The following is a 25,212-nucleotide window of genomic DNA, read 5'->3' on the forward strand; positions in this document are numbered from 1 at the left end:
CCAATTCAAAATTTTGCTTGGTTATTCTCTTCATCCAATGAGGTCTGCTTCACCAATTACTATTGTTGGGTGACTGTTGAGAAGGTGTTGAGGGGGATCTCAACAGCTATCCTGCTAAAGTTTCCCAAATTGGAGCACTCAATTGGGAAAAAGATCGAACACGAGCAATATGCTCCCAAAGGCTCCTAAAGACGATATGAAAATGATCGAAAAAGCCTTCGTAAGCATGCTTTGCTGGTATTTCCAACTCTTGATCAGGTAGAATAGACTTAAGATTAGAATCAACAAAAATAAATAGGAGAGGTAGTAAAAATACTGGGCACCTCCCACCAGGCCTAACAGGACCAGGAGTTGACTGAGCGAACTGGTTTGGTAGATTAACCATCCGGTGCCCGCTATCAGGACTACTCCTAAGGTGGAAGCTACCCGCTGACTCAGTTGATAACGCTTGAGGCTAATGGGGGTAGCTTTTCTCCTCCGCCACCATTGGAATAGGGAGGCGATCCAGCAAAGGACCAGCAATCCGATTGGCAACAATACCCGGACTCGATTCTCTATAGCGGCCTGCCGGATAAGGATGCCGACCTTTACATTTTCGTAGAGGTTGCCGATAAAGGGAATAGCTCTGGCCGCTATCTGATCCCGACAGCTGGTCTCCAGCGCCCCCTCCGGCGATTGGAGGAACTGCAGCAGTAATTCGGGGATGCGTTCCCCCGCCCGGGATACGCCATGGCCTATGCCGGGAAAGTGGAAGAATTGGCTGTTTCCCAGTCGCTCGTGTACGGATGCCCCGTACATCGACGGGGTGGCCGGGTCGAGCGCGCCGGCCAGGATCAGGGTATTGACGGTGCTGTGTACTGGCTGACTTTCCAGACTGTCGAACTCCAGGAAGTCCATGCTTGCGAGTATCTCGTACTCCCCGTCAAAATAGTTCAAGGCATATTTCAAGGGATCTTTTTCGGAGATCGCCGGCTGGGGCTGTCTACTTGATAGATAGAACGTGTCAAAGCGGTCATCCGTGAAATAGAGAAACATTATAGTGGGGGAAAAGACATTCCATTCATGTTGGAATAGCTGAACTGCCGTATATTCCTGGTCAAGAATAATAATTTATTTATAAGATTTATTTAATCACTGTAAAAACTGTATATTTAAAATGTTCTGTTAAATAAATTTACTCGAAAGCAATAACTGATAGCTCCTCTAACTCTGTATCCGCTGAACCAAATGTTCCTCTCGATGATGTTAAAAGAAAATTCAAGTAAGATCTGTAGATTCTTGCTTTCAATGCTACCGCTGCTATTCTTTTACGCTTGTAAAAAAAGTAGTAGCACAGACGAAGCAGTAAATCCAATCCAATCAATAACCGCTACAACCGAACAACCTACTCCTGTATCGGGAATGATCCTTACAAAGGGGATATTCAAAAAAGAGATAATCAGTCAAGGTATCGTGAAGGCTGTTGCCCAATCGGAAGTAGTATTTCCAGTGGATGGAATAATTGAAAAGATTTTGATCCAAACTGGTCAAAGGGTTAAACGTGGCAGCCTGCTAGCCCAATTAGATAGCTTCAAATTTCAGAATGAAAGGGATCTACTCCAACAACAGATTCTAAAAGCTCGTATACAACTCGAGGCAAAAATGCTGTCTCTAGGGTATAAACTTGAAGATAGTCTTACCATTGACCAGAAACTATGGAGGAATATTCAAATTGAAAGTAATCTTCCTAACCTGAAGCTCCAACTGCAGATGGCTGAACACCAACTTAGCAGAATGAGCATTCGTGCACCATTATCCGGCGTCGTAGCAGACCTTGAAGCTCAGGCCGGTAATCCTACTACCAATTTCGGCAAGCTTTGTACCATTATCGATGACCATAAGTTGGAAGTACAATTTCCTATTCTGGAAACAGAACTGGCATCTGCCAAGATCGGAAGTAGTATTACGGCATTTCCTCTATCTGATCCTGAACGAAAAATAAACGGGGTAGTAAAGAGTATAAATCCCAAAGTGGACGCAAATGGAATGATCCGGGTTAGGGCGGAACTAAATGGATCATTCCGCGGTCTTTTGAATGGTATGAAAATAAGGATTCAGTTAGCACAAAATCTGCCAAACTTTTTCATCATACCTAAAACAGCGGTTGTGGACCGCCAGGGGAAACTGGCTGCCTTTCTCTACAAGAATGGTAAAGCTCATTGGAATTATGTACAAATAGCCCACGAAAATACTACTGAATATGCAATCGGTGAATCTGAACTAAATACCGGCGATACAATCATCATCAGTAATACATTTGATCTGGCTAATCTGGAATCCGTATCTCTGGATTCTATTTCTACTGGATTATTGCCGGAACTGCCGTTGGCAGTGGAGTAATTTTCATAAGGAATACAGCTTCTTTCCATCTTAATAGAAACCGTGTGACCGTTTTATTTTTCTGAAAAGCTAAAATTTCAGCTGACATCCAATGAGGTATGCTCCTTTTCAAATGCGTATTTTATTCGTTCTTGCCTCACTGACAGGGCTATTACTGATTTGCCAATTAAAACTCAAACTTTATCCTTCTCCTATTACTCAAAGTCTATCTGTTTCTTTCAACTATAGAGGAGCTAGCTCAGAATTGGTGGAAAGAGAAGTTACGTCAGTTTTAGAAAGCGCGTTCAGCCGTCTGGAAAACATAATAGAGCTTGAATCTTATTCTCGCAATGGAGCTGGGCAAGTGTCGGTGGTGTTCGATCGATCCGTTAGTATGGAGGATATGCGATTGCAAATTGCTACTACTGTCCGCCAGCTTCAAGCAACCTTTCCTGACGCAGTAACCTATCCTCGTATTTCGTACTTAAGCCAATATAATTCAGATCCGGTTCTGTTAGTTTATAATCTAATAAGTGATTTACCACCAGAATTACTAAAGTCGATTATTGATCGGAAAATCACACAGGAATTAGCAGGAATCGAGGATATTCGAAATGTGAGTATCTCTGGACTGTTAAGCAATGAAATAGTGATCGAGTTGGAAGATAACCTGCTGAGTATCTATGATCTCGATTATGATATTATCAGGCAAAATATTCAAAGTTGGAATTCAAGCTTTGATCTTGGCATGACTACCGACCCGGAAAGTCATCAGTTGATTGCAATTAGAGTAGGGGTTAGAGGGGATCCGCTTAACTATATAGAACAACTAAAACAGCTAAAGTTCCGTCTTTCAAATGGAAGGGTAGTGCTGCTTAAGGACTTGGGAGAGATTCATTTACGTCCGCAAAAAAGTAACTATCAGTATAGAATTAACGGGGAAAACAGTGTAAATCTTGTCATCCATTCGGCTGCTCAGGGTAACCAGATCGAATTGGCCCGAAAGGTAAAACAAAAAATGACTATCGCTGAGAAGGCACTGGCAGGGCAGGTGGAACTGATATTATCAACGGATCGAAGTAATTTCTTACAAAAACAATTGGCGACCATTCTGAAAAGAATAGCATTTGCATTATTTATTCTGCTGATATGCATGGTCATCATTTACCGTAAATCGAAGATATGGATGCCGGTTTGGGCGGGATTTACAGTGACACTATTAGTGGCTGTTTTGCTCTATCATCTAGTTGGATTGGAGTTGCATCTATATTCGTTGGCCGGCTTGACTTTATCTCTGGGAATTGTTTTAGATAACCTAATCATCGCTACAGATCACCTCTATAATCAAAAGGGAGAGCGTATATTTTTGGCTTTACTAGCTGCTACCTTAACAACCGTGGGGGCTCTGTCTATAGTATTTTTCATTTCTCCTGAATATAGGGAACATTTGACTGATTTTGCCTGGGTATTTTTTATCAATATTGGTGTCTCCTTGCTGGTGGCACTGTTTTTTATTCCTGCTATTATAAGATCCCGCCTGGTTTTCCCTTATTCAATCAAAAATCTAAGAAGGATTGTAAGGTGGAATGGGCTTTTAGAAAGGTATATCGTTTGGATCTCCAGATATCGTTGGCTTCCAATGGTCATCATGGTGTTAAGTTTTGGGGTGCCACTATTTTTATTGCCCGTACGTTGGGAAGCTCAGGGAAACATTCCAGCACTCTATAACAAAGTAATGGATGGGTATTATGGTAAGAAAATTCATCCGAATCTTTCCCTCTACTTTGGGGGCGCTTTGAGATTGTTCTTCCAAGCTGGGGAAAGATTTAAGATGATGCCTATAGAAGAGAAAGAAACTATTCTCTTTGTTCGTGCAAAGCTACCATTTGGCGGAACGTTAGAACAAATGGATGAGCTGATAAGGGATTTTGAGCGTTTTTTGATTCAATTCGAGGGAATAGAGAAGTTCCATTCAACAATAGGTAATTCTACCGATGCGTCCATAGAAATCTTTTTCAAACCTAATTACGTAGAAGGTGCTTTCCCTTATCAGTTACAAAGAATGCTGGAAACAAAAGCTATTCGTACCGGTGCGGGTGATCTCGCAATTTTTGGTGTCGGCCCGGGATTCAATAACGAACTAAAGGATCGTAGACTTTCCACACATTTGCGCCTGTTGGGTTATAATTATAACCAACTTTGGCAAATCGCGGAAATGGTAAGAGAAGAGCTCCTGGAAAATATGCGTATCCAGGAAGTGTTCATAAATGATCGAAAAAACGATTATACCCCGCGGAACGCATATTACGAGGTAGTTTTCAATAAAAAAATGTTCCCCATGATAAACGCCCTAACAGTTAAGAAGTTAGGTCGCTCATGGTTTGAAACGGACATGGAAACGGGAGCAGTTGGTTATGTGCAGGGACAACATGTAAGTATTCCGATTAGACTGGAAAGTCGAGAGCCCCAAAAAACTCAACTGTGGGAGGTGCTAAATGCACCCCGCTTCCTAGATAGTGTCCGGTATTTCAAACAGCATATTTTCTCCAACTTACAAAAGAGATCAGGTAATCTAGGCGTTAGTCGAATTAATCAGCAATACCAACTTTTTATTGAGTATGATTTCATTGGGCATAAACGGCAAGAAGAATTAGTTAAGCTGCTCATGTTGGATGACCTTTCGGGTAAATTACCTCCTGGATATTATCTCCAGGATAGTAATCCAGCTAATTGGTGGAATAACAACTACCAACAGCTGGCTCTTGTGATCGGTGGAGCATTGTTAATGATCTTTTTTGTTTCGGCTATACTCTTTAATTCGGTACGGCAGGCATTTATTCCGCTCATATCAATCCCTCCTGCCTTTATCGGAATATTTTTAACAAGCTATTGGCTAGACTTTAATTTTGACCTTGGAGGCTTTACTTCCTTTCTGCTGGTTGCAGGACTAAGCGTTAATGCTGCGATATTTATTATTAACGACTACAATAATATAAAAAAACATAACAGTGTGGATGGTTCTACTAGGGCCTACATTAAAGCTTTTAACCTCAAGATTATACCGATAATTCTCACAGCAGTATCTACCATTCTTGGCCTTTTACCATTTGTATTGTTCGACAGAGACGAGGCTTTTTGGTACGCTTTAGCAATTTGTACAATTGGAGGGCTTATTTTTTCTCTTTTTGGTATTTGCTTGCTCTTGCCTTTGTTTTTCAGTTCAAAAATTCAGCGGCACTCCAAAATCAAAAGTAGCCTATGATCCGCTTCCTCGTAAACCGCCCGGTTAGTGTTATTGCATTATTTCTGGGAGTACTTTTACTGGCAATTTTGGCTTTGCGACAATTGAAAATTTCCTTATTACCAGATATTGCTATACCGGAAGTAATTATTCTTGTCGATGTTCCCAATGAAAGCCCGGCTGGAGTGGAACAACAGGTGCTGTCTACTCTACGTAGCGGCTTGCTGTCGATCTCCGGCCTGGAAGACATGTCTTCTACTGCCAGTTGGGGATCAGGAGAGATCAGGCTTCGATTTGATTACGGTTTAAATATGGATAAGGTCTTTATTGAGCTAAATGAACTGATCGATCTAAGTATGAATGATCTTCCTCCAACCGTCAGCAGACCTAGAGCGGTTAAGACCCGGGCTACCGATCTCCCGGTTTTTTATCTTTCTCTGGCTTATCACTCCGGCAAAGAACCTGGATCGCTAGCTGAGTTGTCAGAATATGCCAGAAAAGTACTTCGTCCCCGTTTGGAACAACTCCCTGAGATCGCTTTTTTGGACATGCATGGTTTAACGGACCAACATCTGGTAATCCAGTCGTACCCTGAAGTTATGGCTAGCCTTGGAATTAATCAATTGGACTTGCAGGCAGCTATCGAATCCAATAACCTTGTACTGGGGTCAATTACCATAAAAGAAAGGGCATATCAATATCAGGTGCGGATCGGTAAACCTATAACTCAGATCGCCGATATAAGGAACACAACCTTCCAGGTAGGTGATCGCTTATTTAAGATAGATGATGTGGCTGAGGTCTCCTTAGAAGATCAGACCAGTGTCAGCGCCTTTTACGAAAATGGCCGTCGGGCCATCAGTTTGGCGGTAGTAAAATCTCCCAATGCTTCACTTAAAACTTTGAAGCAGAGGTTACAGACCATTCAGGAGCAAATCATGCAGGAGGAGTCGAGGTTCCAACTTAGAATTAGTCGGGATCAGACAACTCTACTCCAGGCAACATTATGGAATTTGACCAGTAGCCTGATGCTCGCCTGCGTATTAGCAGTAGGCATCGTCTTTTTATTTTATCCCAGGTGGCAGATTCCGACCCTCATTGGTATAGTCGTCCCGGTTAGTCTCTTGCTTTCCTTTTTATTTTTCAGGCTCGGAGACATGTCAATAAATATGATATCACTATCTGGCTTACTGCTTGGCCTCGGCTTGATGATTGACAATGGTATCATCGTCTTGGACAATATTAGCCTTAGTTGGAATCAGGAGCAATCATTAGCTCAAGCCTGTGTACAGGGAACCAACGAGATGATCCGTCCGCTGCTAACTTCGATGCTAACTACTTGTAGCATATTTTTTCCATTGATATTCTTAAGCGGGATTACCGGAGCCCTTTTTTTGGACCAGGCATTGGCCATAAGTATTAGCCTACTGATCTCTTATTTAGTGTCGATTATTCTTCTTCCGGTTTTGTATTATGTATTGATGCAAAACCAGAATATTACATTTCCTCAACAAAATAGTGCGTTGTCGCGAATGTTACTCAATGGATATGATCGGGGATTCCGCATCATATTTAAACATAAAAAATTGAGCTTTGTAATCATTGTTCTTTTTTTGTCCTTATCGGCTATAATATTTCAAGGGTTGGCTAAAACCAGATTTCCTACTTTACCCGAACGAGCATTTGAAGCAGAAATTGAATGGGGCGCCGGTTTACAGCCGGCGGTTGCGGCTCAGCGCATAACAACCCTATTCGATTCTCTGGATATATACTGGCAAGCACACTTGGGGATAAGTCAGTTCTTGCTGAATACGACGTATCAGGGAAGCCTAAACAGTGCCTCGCTTTATATCGAACTCCCCCCGGATGGAGCAGCATCAGATATCCAAAATTTATTAGCTCGCGAGTTGGCAGATCGTTATGAAACAGCTTCTATTACTTTCAGCGCGGAAAGGACAGCTTTTGAGCTGTTATTTCCTTCTTCCCATACCGGGTTTTCCGTACGATGCTACTTTCCCGGAGTAGAGGATTTGGATCAATCTGATGTCTATCAGGGATTATTCAACAACATTAAATCCTTACCTGGTGTAAATGATGCAAAGGGGATGCTTTATAGTCCGTCTTACCTGATTGAACCTATACCAGAAAAGCTAATTCAATATCAGGTAAATTACGAGATATTACGCGCTGAGCTTTCAAGGCTGCTTAATTATTACCAGTTAACAGAAATCCGAAGTTTTCAGTATTCTTTACCAGTAGTCATAAAAAGCGAAGACTATTCTATAGATGAGATCAACAGTACTGCTACTATCCTGAATCAGAATGGCTTGCCTATACCTTTGCGCCATCTCATTCGAATCAGAAAAACACGTTCTCCGCAAAAGTATTTTGCTTCTCGAAAAGGCCCCTACCTGCCCTTGGAGCTTGTAACCGACTTTCCTGAGCAGGTGGAAAAGAAAATAATGGAATTAACGCATCAATATCCGGGAGTTGAACTTGAAGTCTACAGTAACAAACAGTATAACCAAGGACTGCGTAGGGAGCTGACTATTATCTTAGGGTTCAGCATATTGTTGCTTTACTTTTTATTGACGGCCCAGTTTGAATCCTTTCTGCAACCATTAGTTGTCCTTTCCGAAATTCCATTAGGCTTAGCAGGATCTATTGTATTACTCTGGATCTTTGAGCAATCGATTAATATCATGTCTTTGACCGGAATGATCGTCACTGTGGGCGTGGTTATTAATGATTCCATCGTGAAAATAGATACTATAAATCGTTTGCGACGGCAGGGTATGGATAGCAAAAGCGCTATTCATATGGGAGGACTCAAAAGAATAAATGCTATTACTATGACTTCACTAACTACCATCTTGGCTTCGCTCCCTTTTCTTTTTGGAAATGACTTGGGAAGTATGTTACAGCGTCCATTGGCCATAGGTCTTATCGGAGGAATGATTATAGGCACTTTGGCAAGTCTATTTATGGTACCGCTGTTGTATGATATAGTACTCTCGAAAAAAGCATTTCCTCCAGAGGATTAGATGAGTAAAAGACATCAGAGTATCTGTGGATCGAAATGCCTCAAAAATTTGACCATCTCTAACCAATTACAAAGCGCTACTCATGAAATCTCTCTCACTTTTGATCTTTTTTATTGCCTCATCAAACTTTTACCTTTTAGCCCAGGATACTTTGTACTTAGACCTGGAAAGGGTCCTTACGCAGGCGATAGAACAGGCAATAGATCTGAAAATAGCCAGATCGGAAACCATCGAACAACAGTTCGCCTTTGAACACTCCAGGATGGCCTTTCGCCCTCAATTGTTTTTGAATGCTACTCTTCCTAACCTAAATCGCTCAATAGAAGCAAGACCTTTGCCCGATGGATCTGATGCCTTTGTTAATCAATCCAGCATGTATAATGGCATTGGGGTGGAACTCAATATCCAGTTGGAAAAGACTGCTGGTACCCTTGCTCTGGGCTCTCATCTCGAGCGCCTCGATGTATTTGAAACCGACCAATTTGATTACCAACGCACTTATTTTTTCAATCCGGTATCTATTACCTATACCCAACCTCTTTTTTCTTTTAACGAGTTAAAATGGCGAAAGGAGCGTTTGGCATTGTTGTATGCAGAATTTCAGGAACGTTATGCTCGTACCCGAGAGGATATTATTCTAAATGCAGTAATTCTTTTTAGAAACTGTTTTATGGCTCAGGAGAGAGTTCAACTGGCCTCAAATGAGATGCGTGAAACAGATTCTTTGATGATCATCAAAGAGCGACTTTTTGCTATTGGCCAGGGTAGTCAATCGGAGTTACTGCGGCTTTCACTCAACCAAAAAAATAATAACCTTCACTATAACCGGATGGTCTTAGCTTGGCGCCAAGCTCAGTTAGCGTTATCCGACTTTATCGGATTACCTAGGGAGAACTATATGCTTAAATTGGAAAAACCCAGCCCTCTGCAGGAAATCACTATCTCTGTAGCGGACGCCATGGAGTACGTCGTGAGGAATGACTTTTATACTGCTAATTTTCAACGAAGAACAGCTGAGGCTAATGCGACTCTGGCCAAAGCTCAAAAAAATCAGGATATTACTTTAGATCTACAAATTTCCTTAGGTCTTAATAGCTCCGCTCCTACAGTAGGCAATCTTTTTGATCCGCTACTGGATCGGGAAATCTTTCGGGCTAGAGTCAGAATGCCGCTTACCGGATACAAAAAATATAGCTTGGAAAAGAAGATCGCAACCGAAGGTTTTGAGCAAGAAAAATTGAGACAACAACAAGAACGCATTGATCTTAGTAGAGAAGCATTCGACCTCGCTACAGATTTTACGCTCCTAAAACAATCTTTGAAAATACAAGAAGAGAATAGCAGGACGGCTGTTGAAATTCTAAATATTACCCGACTTCAGTTCCTGGCCGGGAATGCATCCTTCACTGATATTAGCCTGGCGGCTAAGCAACGTGAAGAGGCCGTCCTGGACTATTATGGTGCACTATTGGATATAATCGAACGATATTACCAGATTCGCCGACTCTGTATGTACGATTTTGTCCACGACCGGCCTTTGGCAGAAATACAGGAAAAGTGAAATTGAATAGAAAAAATACGCTACGAAAATGCCTAATAAAGGAAAACTTGTTCTTATCTCCGCTGTGTCACTTCTTCCATCCTGCTTTGGACTTTGGTGGTTATCGATTGGTTTTATTATTTATTTATCAATTCATGGGATATTTTACGTCTATTTAAAAAAAATTGCAAGCCAGAAGTGGCTGAAAATATTCCGACAAATTCTAATGGTATTGAACGTATTCATGGTTGCCATTTTACTGCGGATGTTTGTCTTCGAAATTTGCCGTGTACCTACAGCTTCTATGGAAAACACTGTGCAGACGGGCGATTACATAGTCGTGAATAAATTAGCGTATGGGCCTGTGCTACCTAATGGAATCTCCGATGTACCCTGGCTGCAAGCTCTTCAACCTGATTCTTATGCCCATAAAAACACAGCAACGAATCCAACGCTTTACTCTCGATCTTTTTACCGCAGGCTCACTGGCTACGATAACATTCAAAGGATGGATATCATCATTTTCGATGACCCGGTAAGACAGAATGAGTTACTGGTGAAACGGTTAATTGGACTGCCTGGAGACACTTTACAAATGATAGACGGTACCGTATTTGTAAATGGATCAAAACTACAGATGCCAGAGACTGGTAAAAGTTTCTTCAGGCTATTTTGCCGCGTGGAATCAAAACTCTTTCAAGAATTACAGAATCAAAGGAAAATCTGGGATAAAAAACGACAGTGCTTTCTATTAAATTTGACTCCGGTTGAGGCTAGTACCTTTCAAGAACTTGCAGAATGCGATTCGATCCACCCTTCAATAGATGCTGGCGATCCTGGTGCAAAGGGCTGGCCGGGCACGCTACACCCCAATTGGACGCGAGATAACTTCGGTCCGATTGTAATTTCTGAAAAACAGAAAAATGGAAAAATAAACAATAACAACTCAACAGACTTGTATTTCGTCTTGGGTGACAATCGTTCTGAATCAATAGATAGCAGGACATTTGGACTTATACCGGAAAAAAGCATCAAGGGAAAAGCTTCCGCCATCCTATTTTCATCCGCTTCGGATAAATCTCTGTTTCGAAGAATTATAAAGATACCGCATTAGGCCCGGCATTTGCAATTTGCTTTTCGGAAAAGAGAACTCGAAGATATCGACCTAACAATTCTGGGTTAAAACGGGACGGATAGAATGCTTCACTGATATCACCATTGCGGTCTACTTGAAAAAAGAATGCTTCATTAGCGGCCAGACCAAACCTTCCGCCTGCATTGGTGTAGTATTTTGGGCTTTCAAAGCCAGAAGTACTGATAAGGTATTTTCTTGGATTATCCGTTTCATAAATGACATTTACCAGCTTTAGATAATCTTCAGGTAAGGAGTTGATATGATTCTGAGCATTCATCACACAATCATCGCAGTTTTGCTCTCGATAATAGAAATAGAGTTTTCCATCTCTAATTCGATCAACCGAGATCATACTGGAATCGTACAACAGTATATCATCAACCTTTATTCCTTCTAGCCGGGTTCGATTGATGGCTAGCCCCTCGTAGTATTTTTGCATTTCTGCCAAAACATTTCTTGTCTCTTCGAGTTGATCAGCGTTATGTATGAAAGCCTTCTGCACATTGCGGTGCTGTAATACACTGCGTATTGAGACAAAGCCCAAAACAATAAAGGCAACGAGCCAAATTGTATCCCATTTTTTCATTTGTCAATGGCTTATCACGCAATCTTAAGATTGCGATGTGTTCTAAAAAAATGATTACTTAGTGTATGGTTGTAGTCTGTTCTTCGGGATGAAACTAGTCTGTTTTTGTTTAAGCAAAGCTAATTTTGGGGCCTTTATCTACCCTATTCGGGAAAGGTAAGAGTCGGAAAGCAGCCAGTTTACAAACCCAATAATGGTGTTTGCAGCTCCATCATTACAAAGCACACGCCCAAAATAATACTAGATGAAAAACAACAATCATGGAGAAAAAAACAATAGAGTAGGATTGTCCGATGGGCTCTGGGTAAAATCCTGGATATTATTTGATTTACCGAATGGCAATCCTTGCTTATAGGATGCAAGATCAGCCAGTGTAGCATCAGTTGATTCTACAGGATACACCAGGAACTCGTGGTCTATTTTTGAAAATGGCTTTTCTACTTGGAACAGGAAATCATTGACCAAGAGCCCGAGGGAGTTGTGCTGAATCTCATGCTGGTTCTGCTTGTTGATGACAACTATACTACTCCGTGGTTGAAATGGGTAAAAATAGCAGTGCATAACGTAAGAATCATCCAACTCGTAAAAGAGATTATTCCTTACTTTCTTACTCTCGAAATAAAGTTGCCCTACCTCCATACCTGTGCGATTTTGCACTTCGTTTTCGGTAAAAGTTAGTTTTCCAAAGTCAGGCACAAAAGCAGGACTTATTTCATTACTAACCAAGTCGATTGCATAAATTGGACCGGCACCATAAGTGAAATAATAAGTTTTCCCATCGACTGCTGTAGAAACTCCATTAGATTTTAAAGCAGTCTGTACGCCATATTCATTGGCGGGGACTCCACTATTTAAGGTTGTAAAAGTGCTGTCTGTAATGTATATTAGATCATATCCAGCTTCCTTATGATTCCCTCCGGTCATAATAAATTTATTCGGATTGATTACCTCAATTGCTTTGAAATCACCTTCTTCCGGAATGGACCGCTCTGAAATGAAGTTACCATCTTCATTGAAGATCAACAACTTTCGTTGATATCCAGATAGCAAATAGATCTTGTCTTCGTAAACATCAAAATCATCAAGATATAAATATTCTCCGGGGCCTTTCCCCAAACTTTCTATGCGAAAAAGAAATTTCCCCTCATGGTCAAAAGTTAGGATTGCACTTCTCTTATCATCCAAGATCCAGATGCGATCGTTCTCCTTTTTTACGAATCGAATATTTTCAATTAATGAACTTTCGTTGGACTCAAGCTTAATGAAATGGTGCGTTTTAGGTACAAAATACGATGTAGTGTCTCGAATATCGATCTCAATTCTGACTGGAGAAGAAAGTCCTTGAGGAACTGCTGAGTCGGACTGGCAAGCCAAAATGCTGATCAATACGATCAGAAGAATAAAGTTAGGGAGTCGAATCATATTTATTAACTCTTTTGTTAAGACCAATGCTTGAACTTTATGCTACGAATGGTTTGGGAAAGCCCCCATAGCATTTTGTGCTGAGTATAGTGTTCTCAAATTGCTTTCGTACTAACGCTGTTTGAACGTTAGTGTAAAATCTTTCTTTGAAAAAGTAGAGACTAAGTTTCAGGTAATAGAAACTTTTGCAGGAGATAACTTAATTCACTCCTGAGTCTCTACTTTTTTCAATAACATGCACTCAATTTTGAAGATTAGATTGACTAGTCTTCGTAGGAGCAATAATCATTCAAAGTCTTTAAACCCGGGATGATCACGAGCAGCCAGAAGGGCAACCAGAGCACCAATAGTTGTAATCACAACTGATATAACAATTCGGCTGAATACCTACACAGGCATTGTAGCATGAACCATTCAGTTCGTGCTCACCGGTTGAATAATAACCTTCCCCGGCAATAGAATCACACATTCTGGCGTGAGCTTCGGTTACGTCCATTTGGTGGTTAAGGGTCAAAGCCATGGCGAAAACCAGGAGTAAGGCTAAACCTTTCAAGAAGTTTTTCATAAAATTTTTTTTTAAAGAAATTAAAAACGGTGAATTACAAGTATATGTTTATTTTATTTAAAATAAATAAAATATGTAATTCATTGTTGTTCAATTTCGTTCATGTACGGTCAATCCATGGCATTGGACCGCTTTACCAGAAAAAATTCTGTGTAGTAGAATAATAACTACTGCATGATATTTTCTGGATTTACCCAGTTGACATTAAATCCAAATAATTCTAGTAGGGACTCTTGTTCCTTTGGTAAAAGTAAGCGTGGATGGCGAGGAACTCCAGCTTTGTTAATTCTCCTAGAAAGAGTAGAATAACTAATTTGGAGAATAAGAGCAATTTCTTGTTTTGTCCTTGGTTTTTGTACCAAATTAAGGCGGATTAGATGGTTCTTTTTCATCATAAGAGCTTTATTCATAAATAATCATTAAATGACTTGTACGCTGTTTATGGTATAGATTACGCCTTACTGTAAGTAGAAATTGTGTCCTTGAAATGATCTAATATATCTTCTTCAAATATTCTTATGTTAGCGAAAGATAATTTTTTTTTATAAAAATTATCAGAAAATAGAGCCTCATCTTATATACGGTTTACTTCACTTTAAATTTGGATAGCGCTTCCTTACATATTTTCCAAATCTTCTATCTATAGTTTTGATTCCTCACTCCTCTAATACCACCTCACTCACCGACGATACACCAAACAACCCATAGCCGTTTTCAATATTGCGATGCACATTCACCGGCTCGGCAAAAGGGTTGTCTATAGCTTCTTCGTACAGATCGAGCGAACGGTGATAGAGGTAGACGTCCCGACTGAGATGATAGAGTCTCAACTGCCCGGAAAACTCCCCCAGATGATCGTAAGAATAGACACTGATCCGAACCTTTTGACCATCGAAAGCGGCATCGGAAAAAATCAGATTGTAGGGGAAATTGCGGACAAATCCATAGGAAGGATCATTGGAATGGAGCGCAACGGTGCCGGCCGTATATAAACTGTCTTCTTCTGCACTCAGTCGCCGCAGGCCTTGCATAGCCACCGCGTAGTAGTCGGTGCTGCCTGCGGGGTCCTGAAATTCAAGGATCACTTCGTCCGCCCGGCGTCCTTCCGCATCTATCGTGCCGTCCAGTTCAATCCGGGCGGAAAGTATGGGTACGGCTGCGGGCATTTTCTGCTCGGCGTAAATAGGGGGGAAGTCCGGAGCGGACATTTCCAGCCGGTAGGTGGCTGCAGCGGTACCTAAAGGAGCGTTGGTGAACAGCTCGTAGTAATAGGTGCCTTCCCGGTATATACCCTCGGCAATTGGATGGCCGTTGCGCAACAGGCTTACCCGGGCGTCTTTAATGGGCTGGGTGTCCCGACTTTCCAGAATGCCCAGACTATTGCTCACCAGTACGTTCAACGCGCTGTCCAGACTGGTAGCGGTCAGTAGCGTGGCTAGTTTGGGCTCGTGCTCGGGAATGTCGATCTCTACGATCTGTGAGAAGTCTTTACAGCTATACTGACTGATGATGACCAGGATTAAGCACCAGAGGATGATTCGGTTTTTCATCTGAGGGTATTTTAAAATTTAAAGCCGTAGGATACGGAAGGTATAATGGGCAATATGCTGATCTCCTGGAATTTGCGCCGCTCAAGCTCGGATAAGGGATCGGATCCGCTGTCTTCGGTGACCACCACAAAATAGGGGTTGCGGTGATAATAGGCATTGTACAGACCTATGGTCCAGGTTCTCTCCCAGTGTCGCTTTTGTTTGTGAAAGGCTACACTGAGATCGAGCCGGTGGTAATCGGTCATCCGGAAGGCATTTTTTCCGGTACCGGCTTCTATTTCTCGAAACCAGACAGAGGTCCGTCCGTCAAAAGTGAATTTGTTGGCCTGACGGGGATAGCGGAAGGTGTTCAGGGAAATGGCATTGCCCGTGCCGTATACCCAGGCGGCGGAAAACTTTACTTTGTCGGAGAGATCGTGGTTGACGACCAAAGAAATGTCGTGCCGGCGGTCGTACCGGAAAGGGTAGGACTGCCCGCTGTTGATGTCGTCAAATTGCCGGTGGTTCCAGCTCAGGGTGTAGCCCAACCAGCCGGTAGTGCGACCTTTTTTCTTCTGAAAGAAGAATTCTAAGCCGTAAGCCTCTCCCTGCCCCTGGGTTACCTTATCCTGCCAGTCGGAGTCGTAGCCGAATAAAAAGGAAGCACCTTCTTTGTAGGATAGTACATTCGACATTTTTTTGTAGTAAGCTTCTACACTCACTTCAAATTTATCCTGCAGGGTGCGGGCCGCTCCCAGGGCCGCCTGCCAGGCTTGTTGGGGGCGAATTCGGGCGGTGCTGGGCACCCACAGATCGGTGGGTAGACTGAAACTTTCGCTGGTCAACAGGTTGATGTACTGGGTCATGGTGCTGAAGGATGCTTTGAGGGAAAGATGATCGTGCAGTAAGTAACGCAGGCTTAGCCGCGGCTGAATGGAGCTGTACCACTGCCGGTCTACTTTGAAGGCGGAGGCGTGCAGACCAATATTGGCTTTCAGCGCACCGAGCTGCAGATCGTCTTCCACGTAGGCCGAGTATTCGGTGGAATAGGCCGTTTTTGAACCGATCAGGGTATCGAGATTGAACTCGTCGGCAAAGTCGGCCTTGAACGATAAGGCTCCCGGGCGGTAGCGGTGGGCGGTAGCGCTTGCCCCCATACGAATGTAGTGACGGGGCGAGGGAATGTAGTCCAGGTCTACCCGGGTGCCAACGTCTTCAATGCCGGAAAAATACTTGGCGGCGAAACGCTCGGGCTCTTCGTCATCGAGGTATTCGTAGCCGGCCAGGATATCGATCTCGTAATTGCTGTAAGTCAGGGTCGTATTGGCAAACAGCTTGGGGGTGATCTGATAATTCCAGCGTAGGGAGGAAACGAGATTGCCCCAGTCAATGCCGCCGGTAATGCGGTTGAGCTCGTCTTCTATGTCATTGCTAAATACGTCGGAGCCCAGATAGGTAGAGGCGAATAAGCGGTGCTTGTTGTTGATCTTATGCTGTACCTTGGCGTTCAGATCGTAAAAGAACAGTCGGAGACTGACCTCCTGGTCTTCGGCGGCTGTGGCCTTGATAATGGGCGAAAAGATGAGGTCGGCGTAGGTCCGTCTACCGGAGATCAAAAAGGATGTCTTCCCTTTGACGATGGGAGCTTCCAGCGTGAGTTTGGAGGTGATCAGGCCAATGGAGCCTTCACCGTGGAACTCCTGCAGGTTGCCTTCTTTCATATTGATCTCCAGTACGGAAGAAAGCCGGCCCCCGTACCTCGCTGGAAAGCCGCCTTTGGTCAGGGTAACGTTGCGGATGGCGTCGGCGTTGAAGACGGAGAAAATGCCCAGCAAATGACTGGCGTTGTAAATGGGTACGCCGTCCAGCAGGATCAGGTTCTGGTCCGGACTACCACCGCGTACGTACAAACCGGTCTGACCTTCCCCACCTGACTGTACGCCCGGCAACAATTGTAGGGTCTTTAGTATGTCAACTTCTCCCAGCAGGGCGGGAATCCGCTTGATCTGCTCTACGGGCACTTCAATGCGGCTCATCTGACTGCTCTCTTCGATCTTCTCGAACCGGTCGGAGCTTACTTCCACGACTTCCAGCGAAACGCTCGGGGAGAGTGCTACGATCAGCTCCCGGTTGGCCGTCAGCTGTACGGGAATGGTCCTGGAGGAATAGCCAATGTAGGAAACGGTGAGCGTGATACTGTCGGCCGGCAGGGTGAGACTGAAAAATCCGTAGGTGTTGGTCACTACGCCCTGACCGCTTTTTTCGTCGTATACGTTGGCGGCGATCAGCTTTTCACCGGATTCGGCATCTTCCACGTAGCCGCTGATGGTATAGCTGGCTTGTGCGTAGAGCACCAGTGGGATCAGCCAGCAGATCACAGAGAGCAAGGGCTTCATAGGTATTCAGGTTTCAGTTAGCGCGAAATAGGAACTCTTTTTTAAAGCCGGGAGGCCGTCTTTATTATTAGATCATTATTTTTTAACAAAGGTTGGTCGGAGCCGTTTGTCTGGATCAGCTCCGAAGTAATACCCGGTGATCCTTAATCCGGTGATCCGGAAGATCAAAGTGGATCTATTGTTGGAATAGTTCACTTCTCCTCCTTTGAAAAGCAAACTTTACTTTGGGAATAGATCGTACACGATCAATATGCTCCCAAAGGCTCCTAAAGACGATATGAAAATGATCGAAAAAGCCTTCGTAAGCATGCTTTGCTGGTATTTCCAACTCTTGATCAGGTAGAATAGGCTTAAGATTAGAGTCAACAAAAACAAATAGGAGAGGTAGTAAAAATACTGGGCACCGCCCACCAGGCCTAATAGGACCAGGAGTTGACTGAGCGAACTGGTCTGGTAGATCAACCATCCGGTGCCCGCTATCAGGACTACTCCTAAAGTAGTAGCTACCCGCTGACTCAGTTGATAACGCTTGAGACTAATGGGAGTAGCTTTTCTCTCCCGCCACCATTGGAATAGGGAGGCGATCCAGCAAAGGACCACCAATCCGATCGGCAACAATACCTGGACTCGCTTCTCTATAGCGGCCTGCCGGATAAGGGTACCGACCTTTACATTTTCGTAGAGGTTGCCGATAAAGGGAATAGACCTGGCCGCTATCTGATCCCGACAGCTGGTCTCCAGCGCCCGCTCCGGCGATTGGAGGAACTGCAGCAGTAATTGGGGGATGCATTCCCCCGCCCGGGATACGCCATGGCCTATGCCGGGAAAGTGGAGGAATTGGCTGTTTTCCAGTCGCTCGTGTACGGATGCCCCGTACATCGCCGGGGTAGCCGGGTCGAGTGCGCCGGCCAGGATCAGGGTATTGACCATACTTTGTACTGGCAGACTTTCCAGACTGTCGAACTCCAGGAAGTCCATGCCTTCAAGTACCTCGTACTCTCCGTCAAAATAGTTCAGGGCATATTTCAAGGGATCTTTTTCGGAGATCGTCGGCTGGGGCGGAGGAGAGTATTGGTCATTTTTGCTGACCAGAACCCCCGTTGCCATGGACACCCGGCTATTCTGTCCTGCCGCCAGGGTCATCATATTGTTGAAGACTGCGGTGTTACCCGTGGCCATGGCTTCGATCAGATAGGGTAGGGCCGGGTAATTGGAGCTGTTTTTCAGAAATTGAAAAAATAGGAGATGCATGTCTTGTAGATTGACATGGAACATGCCGCCGGGATAAGCGGGATCTTTCAAAGCGATCGGCTGTTCTTTTAAACTGCCCGTGATGGTATAGAACCGCGATTGCAGGTCAGGGAATCGCTCCCGGCAGGCTGCATTGCCTGCACACGCATCGAAAAAGGCAGTCAAGGACTGCAGATAGCCCCGTAATGGATGGTATTGCTGATCTCCCATCGGGAAAGTAGAATCGAGGATCACGGCTCTCAGCGCATCCGGGGCGTCCCGCAGATAGGTTTGTGCCGTGCGCGTCCCGTAGGAAACACTCAGTACATTCCACTGCTCGTAGCCCAACTGCTCCCGCAGTAATTCCAGATCCTGTACTACTGCGGCCGACCGGAATTGGTGGAGATCCCATCCCAAAGCCCGCAATCGTTCAAAGCATGCTTCAAACCATCCTGCCTTTACCGCTCTTTCTATCTCCGGAGTAACGTAGTTACCGGCAAATAGTAACCACAGGTTTGCATTCAATTCCGGGCAAAATTTGGGTTCGGAATAGCCGATTCCCCGGAAATCGACCAAAATGATATCGCGCTCCCGGCGCAAAAAATGATTTTCCCATTTGGCAATATTCTGGAGCGCTCCAATACCGGGGCCACCGGAAAGGTAAAGCACGGGATCGGGTCGGGCGTCCGCTGCTTTAGCCCTGAGTACGGCGAAGGCCAGCTTGAATTTTTTTCCATCCGGTCGACCGTGATCTTCGGGGACTTGTATATAGCCGAATGCTATACCTTCTTCGTTTTTCGGAGCTGGATCGTTTTTTATAAAGCCATCGATCCACTCCAGGGTTTGGCCAGGCAGCTGATGGGCGAAAAATAGTGTGCAAACCAGAAATAGCAGTACTGTTCGCATGGCTATCGTTTTCGGAGTAGAGGAAAGTCCTACAAAGTAAGGCTGAAGGCATTGTACCTTATGTAGATTGAAAAGTAGGAATCCTTTGGTGGGTAAAGGGTGGATTTTTTTGTCTCTCTCTTTTTTCTGGCTTTTATTCAGCTCGACTTTGGCATTTTATGTTGCGTCCATCGCTTGTAGCCCAATCATGGGTACTACCGTGACCAAGGACCGACTACGGGAACGTGGCTACATTCCATTCCTGGAATACAAACTCAAAGTCAAATTCGGAAAATCCTCGGAGGAAAAGGTCCACAATAAATGATGAATTGTTCCGGGAACAGCCGTATACGAGATCCGTACTGCCTGTCCCGTACATGGAATGTCGGAATACGATAGTGTGAGAGGCGCACCCCGGTTAACTATGGCTGGGGACGTCTACTCGATTAGGCACAGGCTTCTTTTAGTTTTCTGATTTTATTAAATAATAAATCCATTGATTTTCAACTTTATCCCGAATCATATTAGGTTCTTCATCTCTATTTTCAGGCATGTAAATATCAACTTCCAGTTCCTCACCCAAAAAATTAATGAAGTAATCTAAATAATCCGAATCAGGTCTAATCTTTCTTGAATAATAATTGTTGATTCCCGTTTTAAATTCGTCAATCAATTCTTCCTTAGTGTATATATGGAAAAGCAAATTCAAGCAGTATTGAGCCAATTCTTGGTCTTTCATAATTCTCTGACTGAATAAATGAGGAATCATCAATTTCCTCGCTTCTTCAAAATTTCCAAGCTTTGATTCAATCTTGCTTCTTTGGTAGGCTAACCAAAATTCTTTTTCTTCGTGAGCATTCCCGCACCAATGATAGTATTTATACTTTGTGGACTCTTCTAAAATTTTTTTCGCCTCTTCGTAATTCCCCTGAGCAAATTCGATTTCGTAAAGCATTTCAGCTGCCCGGTTTCGATAATTTGCATATGGTTCAGCCATTAACCCAAAACCTACTCTTACTTCCTCTTTACCATCAACATCGCTATTCAAAATCTCCAAAAACGATTTTTTCGCCCTCTCATACATCTTAAATTCAAACTCGATTATTCCTCGGTTATTTAGTGCTTTGTGGTATAAAGAAGAGGTTGGATATTTGGAAGTCATCTGCTCGTAATTAAAAAGTGCTCTTCTCAACAAATCCTCTTTTTGTTCTAAATAAACTTCTTTTTTGATTTTCCCCTTTTCGGTTAGCGTATCTAAATTCTCGATCAGGTAATCTAATTCTAAGTGATAATAAACGATGCTAGTTAATTCATCCGCTTCTGAAAATAACGATTTTGCTTCTGATTCTATCCATGTGGTATCAGTTTCCAATTCTTGTCCGAAAAGGAAAACTGAATTTATCATCAGTATTGTGGCTATTACGATTTTCATTTTTTCTTTCTTTCTGCTTGTGCCTAACGACCTGTACAGCTGCCGCCCTGACCGCGTAACAAGCTAGTGTGGTCAGCTACACTTTGTTCCACATAGTTTCTATTTCTTTTAACAATTTATTTGCCTCATCCATTATTATATGCCATTCTTGGACTTTGAAAATTTCAGGCACATCAGGTAATTTATTTTTAAATAATTGGCGGTAATCAACTTGTAAGGATGACCGCTTGATTTGGTAATCGGCCCAAACTGGCCAAATTAAATTGATAGAAATAATATCGGATGGCCAGAAAATGATTGCGATCTACTTTTGAGAAAGCCACACTTTTTCTAACTAGCCGGGATACTCTAGCCCTCATTCCGGTCCAAAATCCTTCAACAATGTAGGTAAACTCTTTACCCTCTAGATGATTTTTGGCTGGAACGATGGATTTGTAGGCATCCCAATAATCGGTAGCAAAAAGACAGTTGCCCTTATAGGCGGCCGGAACTTTACGCCACAAAGCCTTGGCACTTTCTTCGCCTCGATTGCCGATATGGAAGGCAACTACTAAGCGATTTACCGGATCAAATACTACCCAGATCCATCGCTTTTGTTTTTTACAACCGACAAAAGACCAGGCTTCATCTAGTTGTAAAACAATCAATTGTGCTTTTTTAGGTCGTAGCTGCTTTAGCCACCAGTCACTCAACCCAATATTGATCGGTACAGCGTTCCAGACCGATTCGGCAAAATTTAGTAGCCAGGGTAGGCTGACGTTGAATACTCGACATATTCCCAGTAAACTGATCCGTTCATTTAGGGCTTTTTGAATCATCTTACGTTGATCTTCTGGAATATTATGATTATTGTTGAGCACAAACTGGCGACCGCAGTCTTTGCACTTGTGGTTCTGTTTGCCATAGTAAGTCTTGCCATTCTTGACTATCTTTATGCTCTGGCAACTCGGGCATAAGATCATGTTTTTAAAGTTTGGTCACTTCAAAAATAATGACCTCGCCGGGTTGCCATATTTTTTACATCCTTATCCTTACATATTTATTACTGCCAAATAATTTATATGTGTTGTTTATTTGGTCATTAAATCTTTCTAATTTCTCCTTTTCATTTTTCGTATAGTACTCATCAAAATATTTCTTTTCTGGTTGATGTAAACCATCCCATTGTGCAATCAATTCCTCAGGAATATGAACAAATGGCACTGCATTTTTATAAGCAGTACATTTTTTTTCATCACCCAACTGTTGGAGTAAATCAATGAGTCTTTCTAAATTTTGGGTTTGTCTTTCTTTTTTTGTCTTAGCGTCTAACTTCCATATTTGCAATTCTTCTATTTCATATTCACTGTCAAATTTAAAGTCCAATTCACCGTTTTTGTTTTCTGCTCTTCCGGTCCCAGTTAGCCTTTTTTCATCTGCCTGGAAACTCAATTTTAACTCATTGATTTCATATTCAACCTCATTGTACCAAATTACATTAAATCCGATTTCTGATTTATTTAACTCATATTCTCCGTCATAATCATTTTGGTAGTGAATTTCTTTTGGCATTTTAATGTGACTGAGGGTAAAATCTATTCCAAAGTCATCTTCATCTTCTTTGTAGACTTCGAATATTAATCTCAGCTCTTCTTCTATAAGATGAGTGTCTAAAATTGGTAGAATTTGAATTTTACCAATTTCAGTTTTCCAATTTCCAATTTTTAATATGCCTATCATCTATTCTATGATTACGGCCCTGGCTACGGTAAGTGCGGGATTTTGAAACCGCTTTCTTGTCCGCCTACCGTAAATTTATTTAGTTGTAATATCTTAATTATAAAGCAATCAGCCCGTATTTGCTATAGCCGATGTTGTAGTACGTTTAATTTTTTCTTTTACATTCCATCTTCTCTGTCAGAAAGCCAATCCCTGAATTTAGCTTTAAGTCTGTCTCTCTTTTCGGTCGAGTCAACAATAACATCAACTCCACCGTCATAAGGTGCTATGACACATTTCTTCGAAGGACTGACAAACATTGCTCTTATTTCATCATCAGCAATTGCTTTGAGAATTTCATCTCTGTTGCCGTTTTTCCAATTTTCAGTTTTGACATAAATATCCAAGTACATTTCATCTTCATATTCTTCAGGTCTTTCCTTGTGTAAGTCAATCGTTAAGACTTTTAGAAATTTGCCAAAGTCAGTTAGTTCTTTGTAATTGTCATTGGTTATATCGTTTGTATAAAGTCCGAAAGAAATTGCTATTTCTGATTCTTCTCCAATCAGGTCATTTATCAATTGGTTTTGTCGATCAAGTATGATTTTGTACTCGTCCGCAGATTCCGCATATCGTTTTGACTCAGGCAAACTATGAATTCTAAACCATCTGTCGAGATATATCCATTTCAATTCGTGATTGATTGGTAACGATTCTGGAAATTCTTTATTCCAATAGTCTATGAATTTGCTTTCTGTCATTTTTTTAATGTGCTACGGTGGGCTATGCGATCGGCCGGAGCCAAAGCGGAGGCTGATCGCATAGGTGGTGTTCAACGTAATTTTCTCTTTTTTAATTCAACCTTTGTCAAGTTAAGATACTCTTTCATCCCTTTCATAGTTAGTCTTTTCAAATTATAAAAACTAATTAGCGGTACTGATTGAAAAATAAAAAACAAGAATACTCCGACCAATATTCTCAGAAAAAGAGGTTTAAATTCATTGTTTTCTTGGATGACTATTTCGGTCGTTATCCCGTAAGCAAGCAAAATCCCAAAGATGACTACCAAAACTTCTGCGAAAGGATTGAATTGGACTTTTATCTCTAGTAGGTTTATTCCATTGACCTTTAAGCGACCACCTTTGAAGATCGGATATAGCATCCCATTCCAAGTTCTGTTTGTTCTCCAAATCGTAAAGCCATTTTTTGTCAATTCTCCCCTTACTGTCTCATCAGACCCGCTTTTTGAAGTAAAAACATGCGTTTTTAAAGAATTTTTTTCTTGAAGCACTATCAATTTTTCGAGCCTTGATTCGAACTCTTCTTCGGTTAAATTAACGCTGTAAAGCTCTTTGGTCCAATACATGCTCTTTTTCTAATTACGTTGAACGTTTCGCTAGACGATCAGCGGAGGCTGGGCGGATAGCGATGTGTTGTAGCTTCGTTTTTATTTTTGATTTACCCGCTCAATGTTGTAGCCTTTCATTTTCCAGATTTCAATCAATTTGTTCAACTGATTTACCATAAAATAAGAATCAACTTCAAAATCCAATTGTCTTTTCCGGCTATCTTGGTAAATAATCAAATAGTTTTGTTTTGTTTTTCCAGTTAACTCTTGCCCCACTTCTCTAATCGTTCCTTGAGGCATGGAGTATTCGTCTTTCAAAATTATCTTTTCAACTTCATTTAAACTGATTAACTCATCTTCCACTCCTTTTTTTGATTTAATTCTTATTGCTTCTTCATCAATTTCTATAATCTTGTTTCCAAGATTAGCAGTAATCTGTTTTTGATTTCTTGCCATTAGAATAATGGCTACAATATAAAGTCCTATCATTAGAACTGTCACCCAAATCGGGATTTGATAGAAATTTACAATTAACCCAATTGGAATGGAGGGGAGGAGCATCAGAACTAGTTGTTTACTTCTTAACCTGTAGTACTTTTTGTTTTCAATTAATTTTGCTTTGAACATGCCTCTTTTATTTTTCATTCCTAATGACCGACAACGGTTGGCTAGACGATCGGCCGAAGCTTCAAAGAAGGCTGAGCGACTAGTGGATGTTATGCATAATTTTATTTATTATAAATTTTGAATCCATTTTTAGCAATTATCCTTTCCAATCTTTTGCGTTGAGAGTTTGATAATTT

At 42.3% G+C, this 25,212-nt stretch carries 19 protein-coding genes; 5 read left to right on the top strand and 14 right to left on the bottom strand.

The window, feature by feature from the left end; translation table 11 throughout:
* Positions 1–138: 138 nt before the first annotated feature.
* Complete coding sequence (locus CRP01_RS37975) at positions 139–948, bottom strand: alpha/beta hydrolase (protein WP_170110726.1); 810 nt, start codon at positions 946–948, stop codon at positions 139–141.
* Between the two features lie 291 nt (positions 949–1,239).
* On the opposite strand from CRP01_RS37975, the gene CRP01_RS37980 reads away from it, so the two are divergent.
* From CRP01_RS37980 to lepB, 5 genes are all read left to right on the top strand, one after another.
* Entirely contained in the window at positions 1,240–2,379 is a 1,140-nt protein-coding gene (locus CRP01_RS37980; RefSeq protein ID WP_170110727.1) for an efflux RND transporter periplasmic adaptor subunit, read from the top strand.
* Positions 2,380–2,470: 91 nt separating this feature from the next.
* On the top strand, positions 2,471–5,620 hold the full coding sequence (locus tag CRP01_RS37985; protein ID WP_099155335.1) for an efflux RND transporter permease subunit: 3,150 nt from the start codon (positions 2,471–2,473) through the stop codon (positions 5,618–5,620).
* Entirely contained in the window at positions 5,617–8,643 is a 3,027-nt protein-coding gene (locus tag CRP01_RS37990) for an efflux RND transporter permease subunit (RefSeq protein ID WP_099155336.1), read from the top strand. Before CRP01_RS37985 ends, CRP01_RS37990 begins: the two co-directional genes overlap by 4 nt.
* An 82-nt stretch (positions 8,644–8,725) precedes the next feature.
* Positions 8,726–10,204, top strand: a complete 1,479-nt coding sequence (locus tag CRP01_RS37995) for a TolC family protein (RefSeq protein ID WP_099155337.1) — start codon at positions 8,726–8,728, stop codon at positions 10,202–10,204.
* Between the two features lie 28 nt (positions 10,205–10,232).
* Positions 10,233–11,297 carry a signal peptidase I gene (gene lepB / locus CRP01_RS38000; RefSeq protein ID WP_099155338.1) on the top strand — a complete coding sequence of 355 codons (1,065 nt, stop codon included), beginning with the start codon at positions 10,233–10,235 and terminating at the stop codon, positions 11,295–11,297.
* On the opposite strand, the gene CRP01_RS38005 is transcribed toward lepB, so the two are convergent.
* The 13 genes from CRP01_RS38005 to CRP01_RS38060 form a co-directional block, all read right to left on the bottom strand.
* The gene (locus CRP01_RS38005) at positions 11,278–11,904 is read right to left on the bottom strand and encodes a hypothetical protein (RefSeq protein WP_099155339.1); all 627 of its coding nucleotides are present in this window, start codon (positions 11,902–11,904) and stop codon (positions 11,278–11,280) included. The two genes, lepB and CRP01_RS38005, sit on opposite strands and share 20 nt — an antisense overlap.
* A gap of 258 nt (positions 11,905–12,162) precedes the next feature.
* On the bottom strand, positions 12,163–13,326 hold the full coding sequence (locus CRP01_RS38010) for a 6-bladed beta-propeller (protein WP_099155340.1): 1,164 nt from the start codon (positions 13,324–13,326) through the stop codon (positions 12,163–12,165).
* A 313-nt stretch (positions 13,327–13,639) separates the two neighbouring features.
* A complete protein-coding gene (locus CRP01_RS42060; RefSeq protein ID WP_143473723.1) occupies positions 13,640–13,891 on the bottom strand; it encodes a hypothetical protein in 252 nt (83 codons plus the stop codon).
* Between the two features lie 167 nt (positions 13,892–14,058).
* Positions 14,059–14,301 (bottom strand): hypothetical protein, encoded by a 243-nt coding sequence (locus tag CRP01_RS38015; RefSeq protein WP_099155341.1) that lies wholly within the window; start codon positions 14,299–14,301, stop codon positions 14,059–14,061.
* Between the two features lie 246 nt (positions 14,302–14,547).
* On the bottom strand, positions 14,548–15,441 hold the full coding sequence (locus tag CRP01_RS38020; RefSeq protein WP_099155342.1) for a DUF4249 domain-containing protein: 894 nt from the start codon (positions 15,439–15,441) through the stop codon (positions 14,548–14,550).
* An 11-nt stretch (positions 15,442–15,452) separates the two neighbouring features.
* Positions 15,453–17,816: a TonB-dependent receptor gene (locus tag CRP01_RS38025; protein WP_099155343.1), complete on the bottom strand. Its 2,364-nt coding sequence runs from the start codon at positions 17,814–17,816 to the stop codon at positions 15,453–15,455.
* A gap of 219 nt (positions 17,817–18,035) precedes the next feature.
* The gene (locus CRP01_RS38030) at positions 18,036–19,952 is read right to left on the bottom strand and encodes an alpha/beta fold hydrolase (RefSeq protein ID WP_099155344.1); all 1,917 of its coding nucleotides are present in this window, start codon (positions 19,950–19,952) and stop codon (positions 18,036–18,038) included.
* Positions 19,953–20,394: 442 nt separating this feature from the next.
* Positions 20,395–21,363: a tetratricopeptide repeat protein gene (locus CRP01_RS38035; protein ID WP_099155345.1), complete on the bottom strand. Its 969-nt coding sequence runs from the start codon at positions 21,361–21,363 to the stop codon at positions 20,395–20,397.
* A 206-nt stretch (positions 21,364–21,569) separates the two neighbouring features.
* Positions 21,570–22,325 carry an IS1 family transposase gene (locus CRP01_RS38040; protein ID WP_099155346.1) on the bottom strand — a complete coding sequence of 252 codons (756 nt, stop codon included), beginning with the start codon at positions 22,323–22,325 and terminating at the stop codon, positions 21,570–21,572.
* Between the two features lie 55 nt (positions 22,326–22,380).
* A complete protein-coding gene (locus CRP01_RS38045) occupies positions 22,381–23,082 on the bottom strand; it encodes a hypothetical protein (RefSeq protein ID WP_099155347.1) in 702 nt (233 codons plus the stop codon).
* A gap of 158 nt (positions 23,083–23,240) precedes the next feature.
* Entirely contained in the window at positions 23,241–23,822 is a 582-nt protein-coding gene (locus CRP01_RS38050) for a DUF3885 domain-containing protein (protein ID WP_099155348.1), read from the bottom strand.
* A 71-nt stretch (positions 23,823–23,893) separates the two neighbouring features.
* On the bottom strand, positions 23,894–24,427 hold the full coding sequence (locus CRP01_RS38055; protein WP_099155349.1) for a hypothetical protein: 534 nt from the start codon (positions 24,425–24,427) through the stop codon (positions 23,894–23,896).
* 81 nt (positions 24,428–24,508) lie between these two features.
* Entirely contained in the window at positions 24,509–25,036 is a 528-nt protein-coding gene (locus tag CRP01_RS38060; RefSeq protein WP_099155350.1) for a hypothetical protein, read from the bottom strand.
* Positions 25,037–25,212 lie beyond the last annotated feature (176 nt).

Source organism: Flavilitoribacter nigricans DSM 23189 = NBRC 102662, assembly GCF_002646595.1.
GTDB lineage: Bacteria > Bacteroidota > Bacteroidia > Chitinophagales > Saprospiraceae > Flavilitoribacter > Flavilitoribacter nigricans.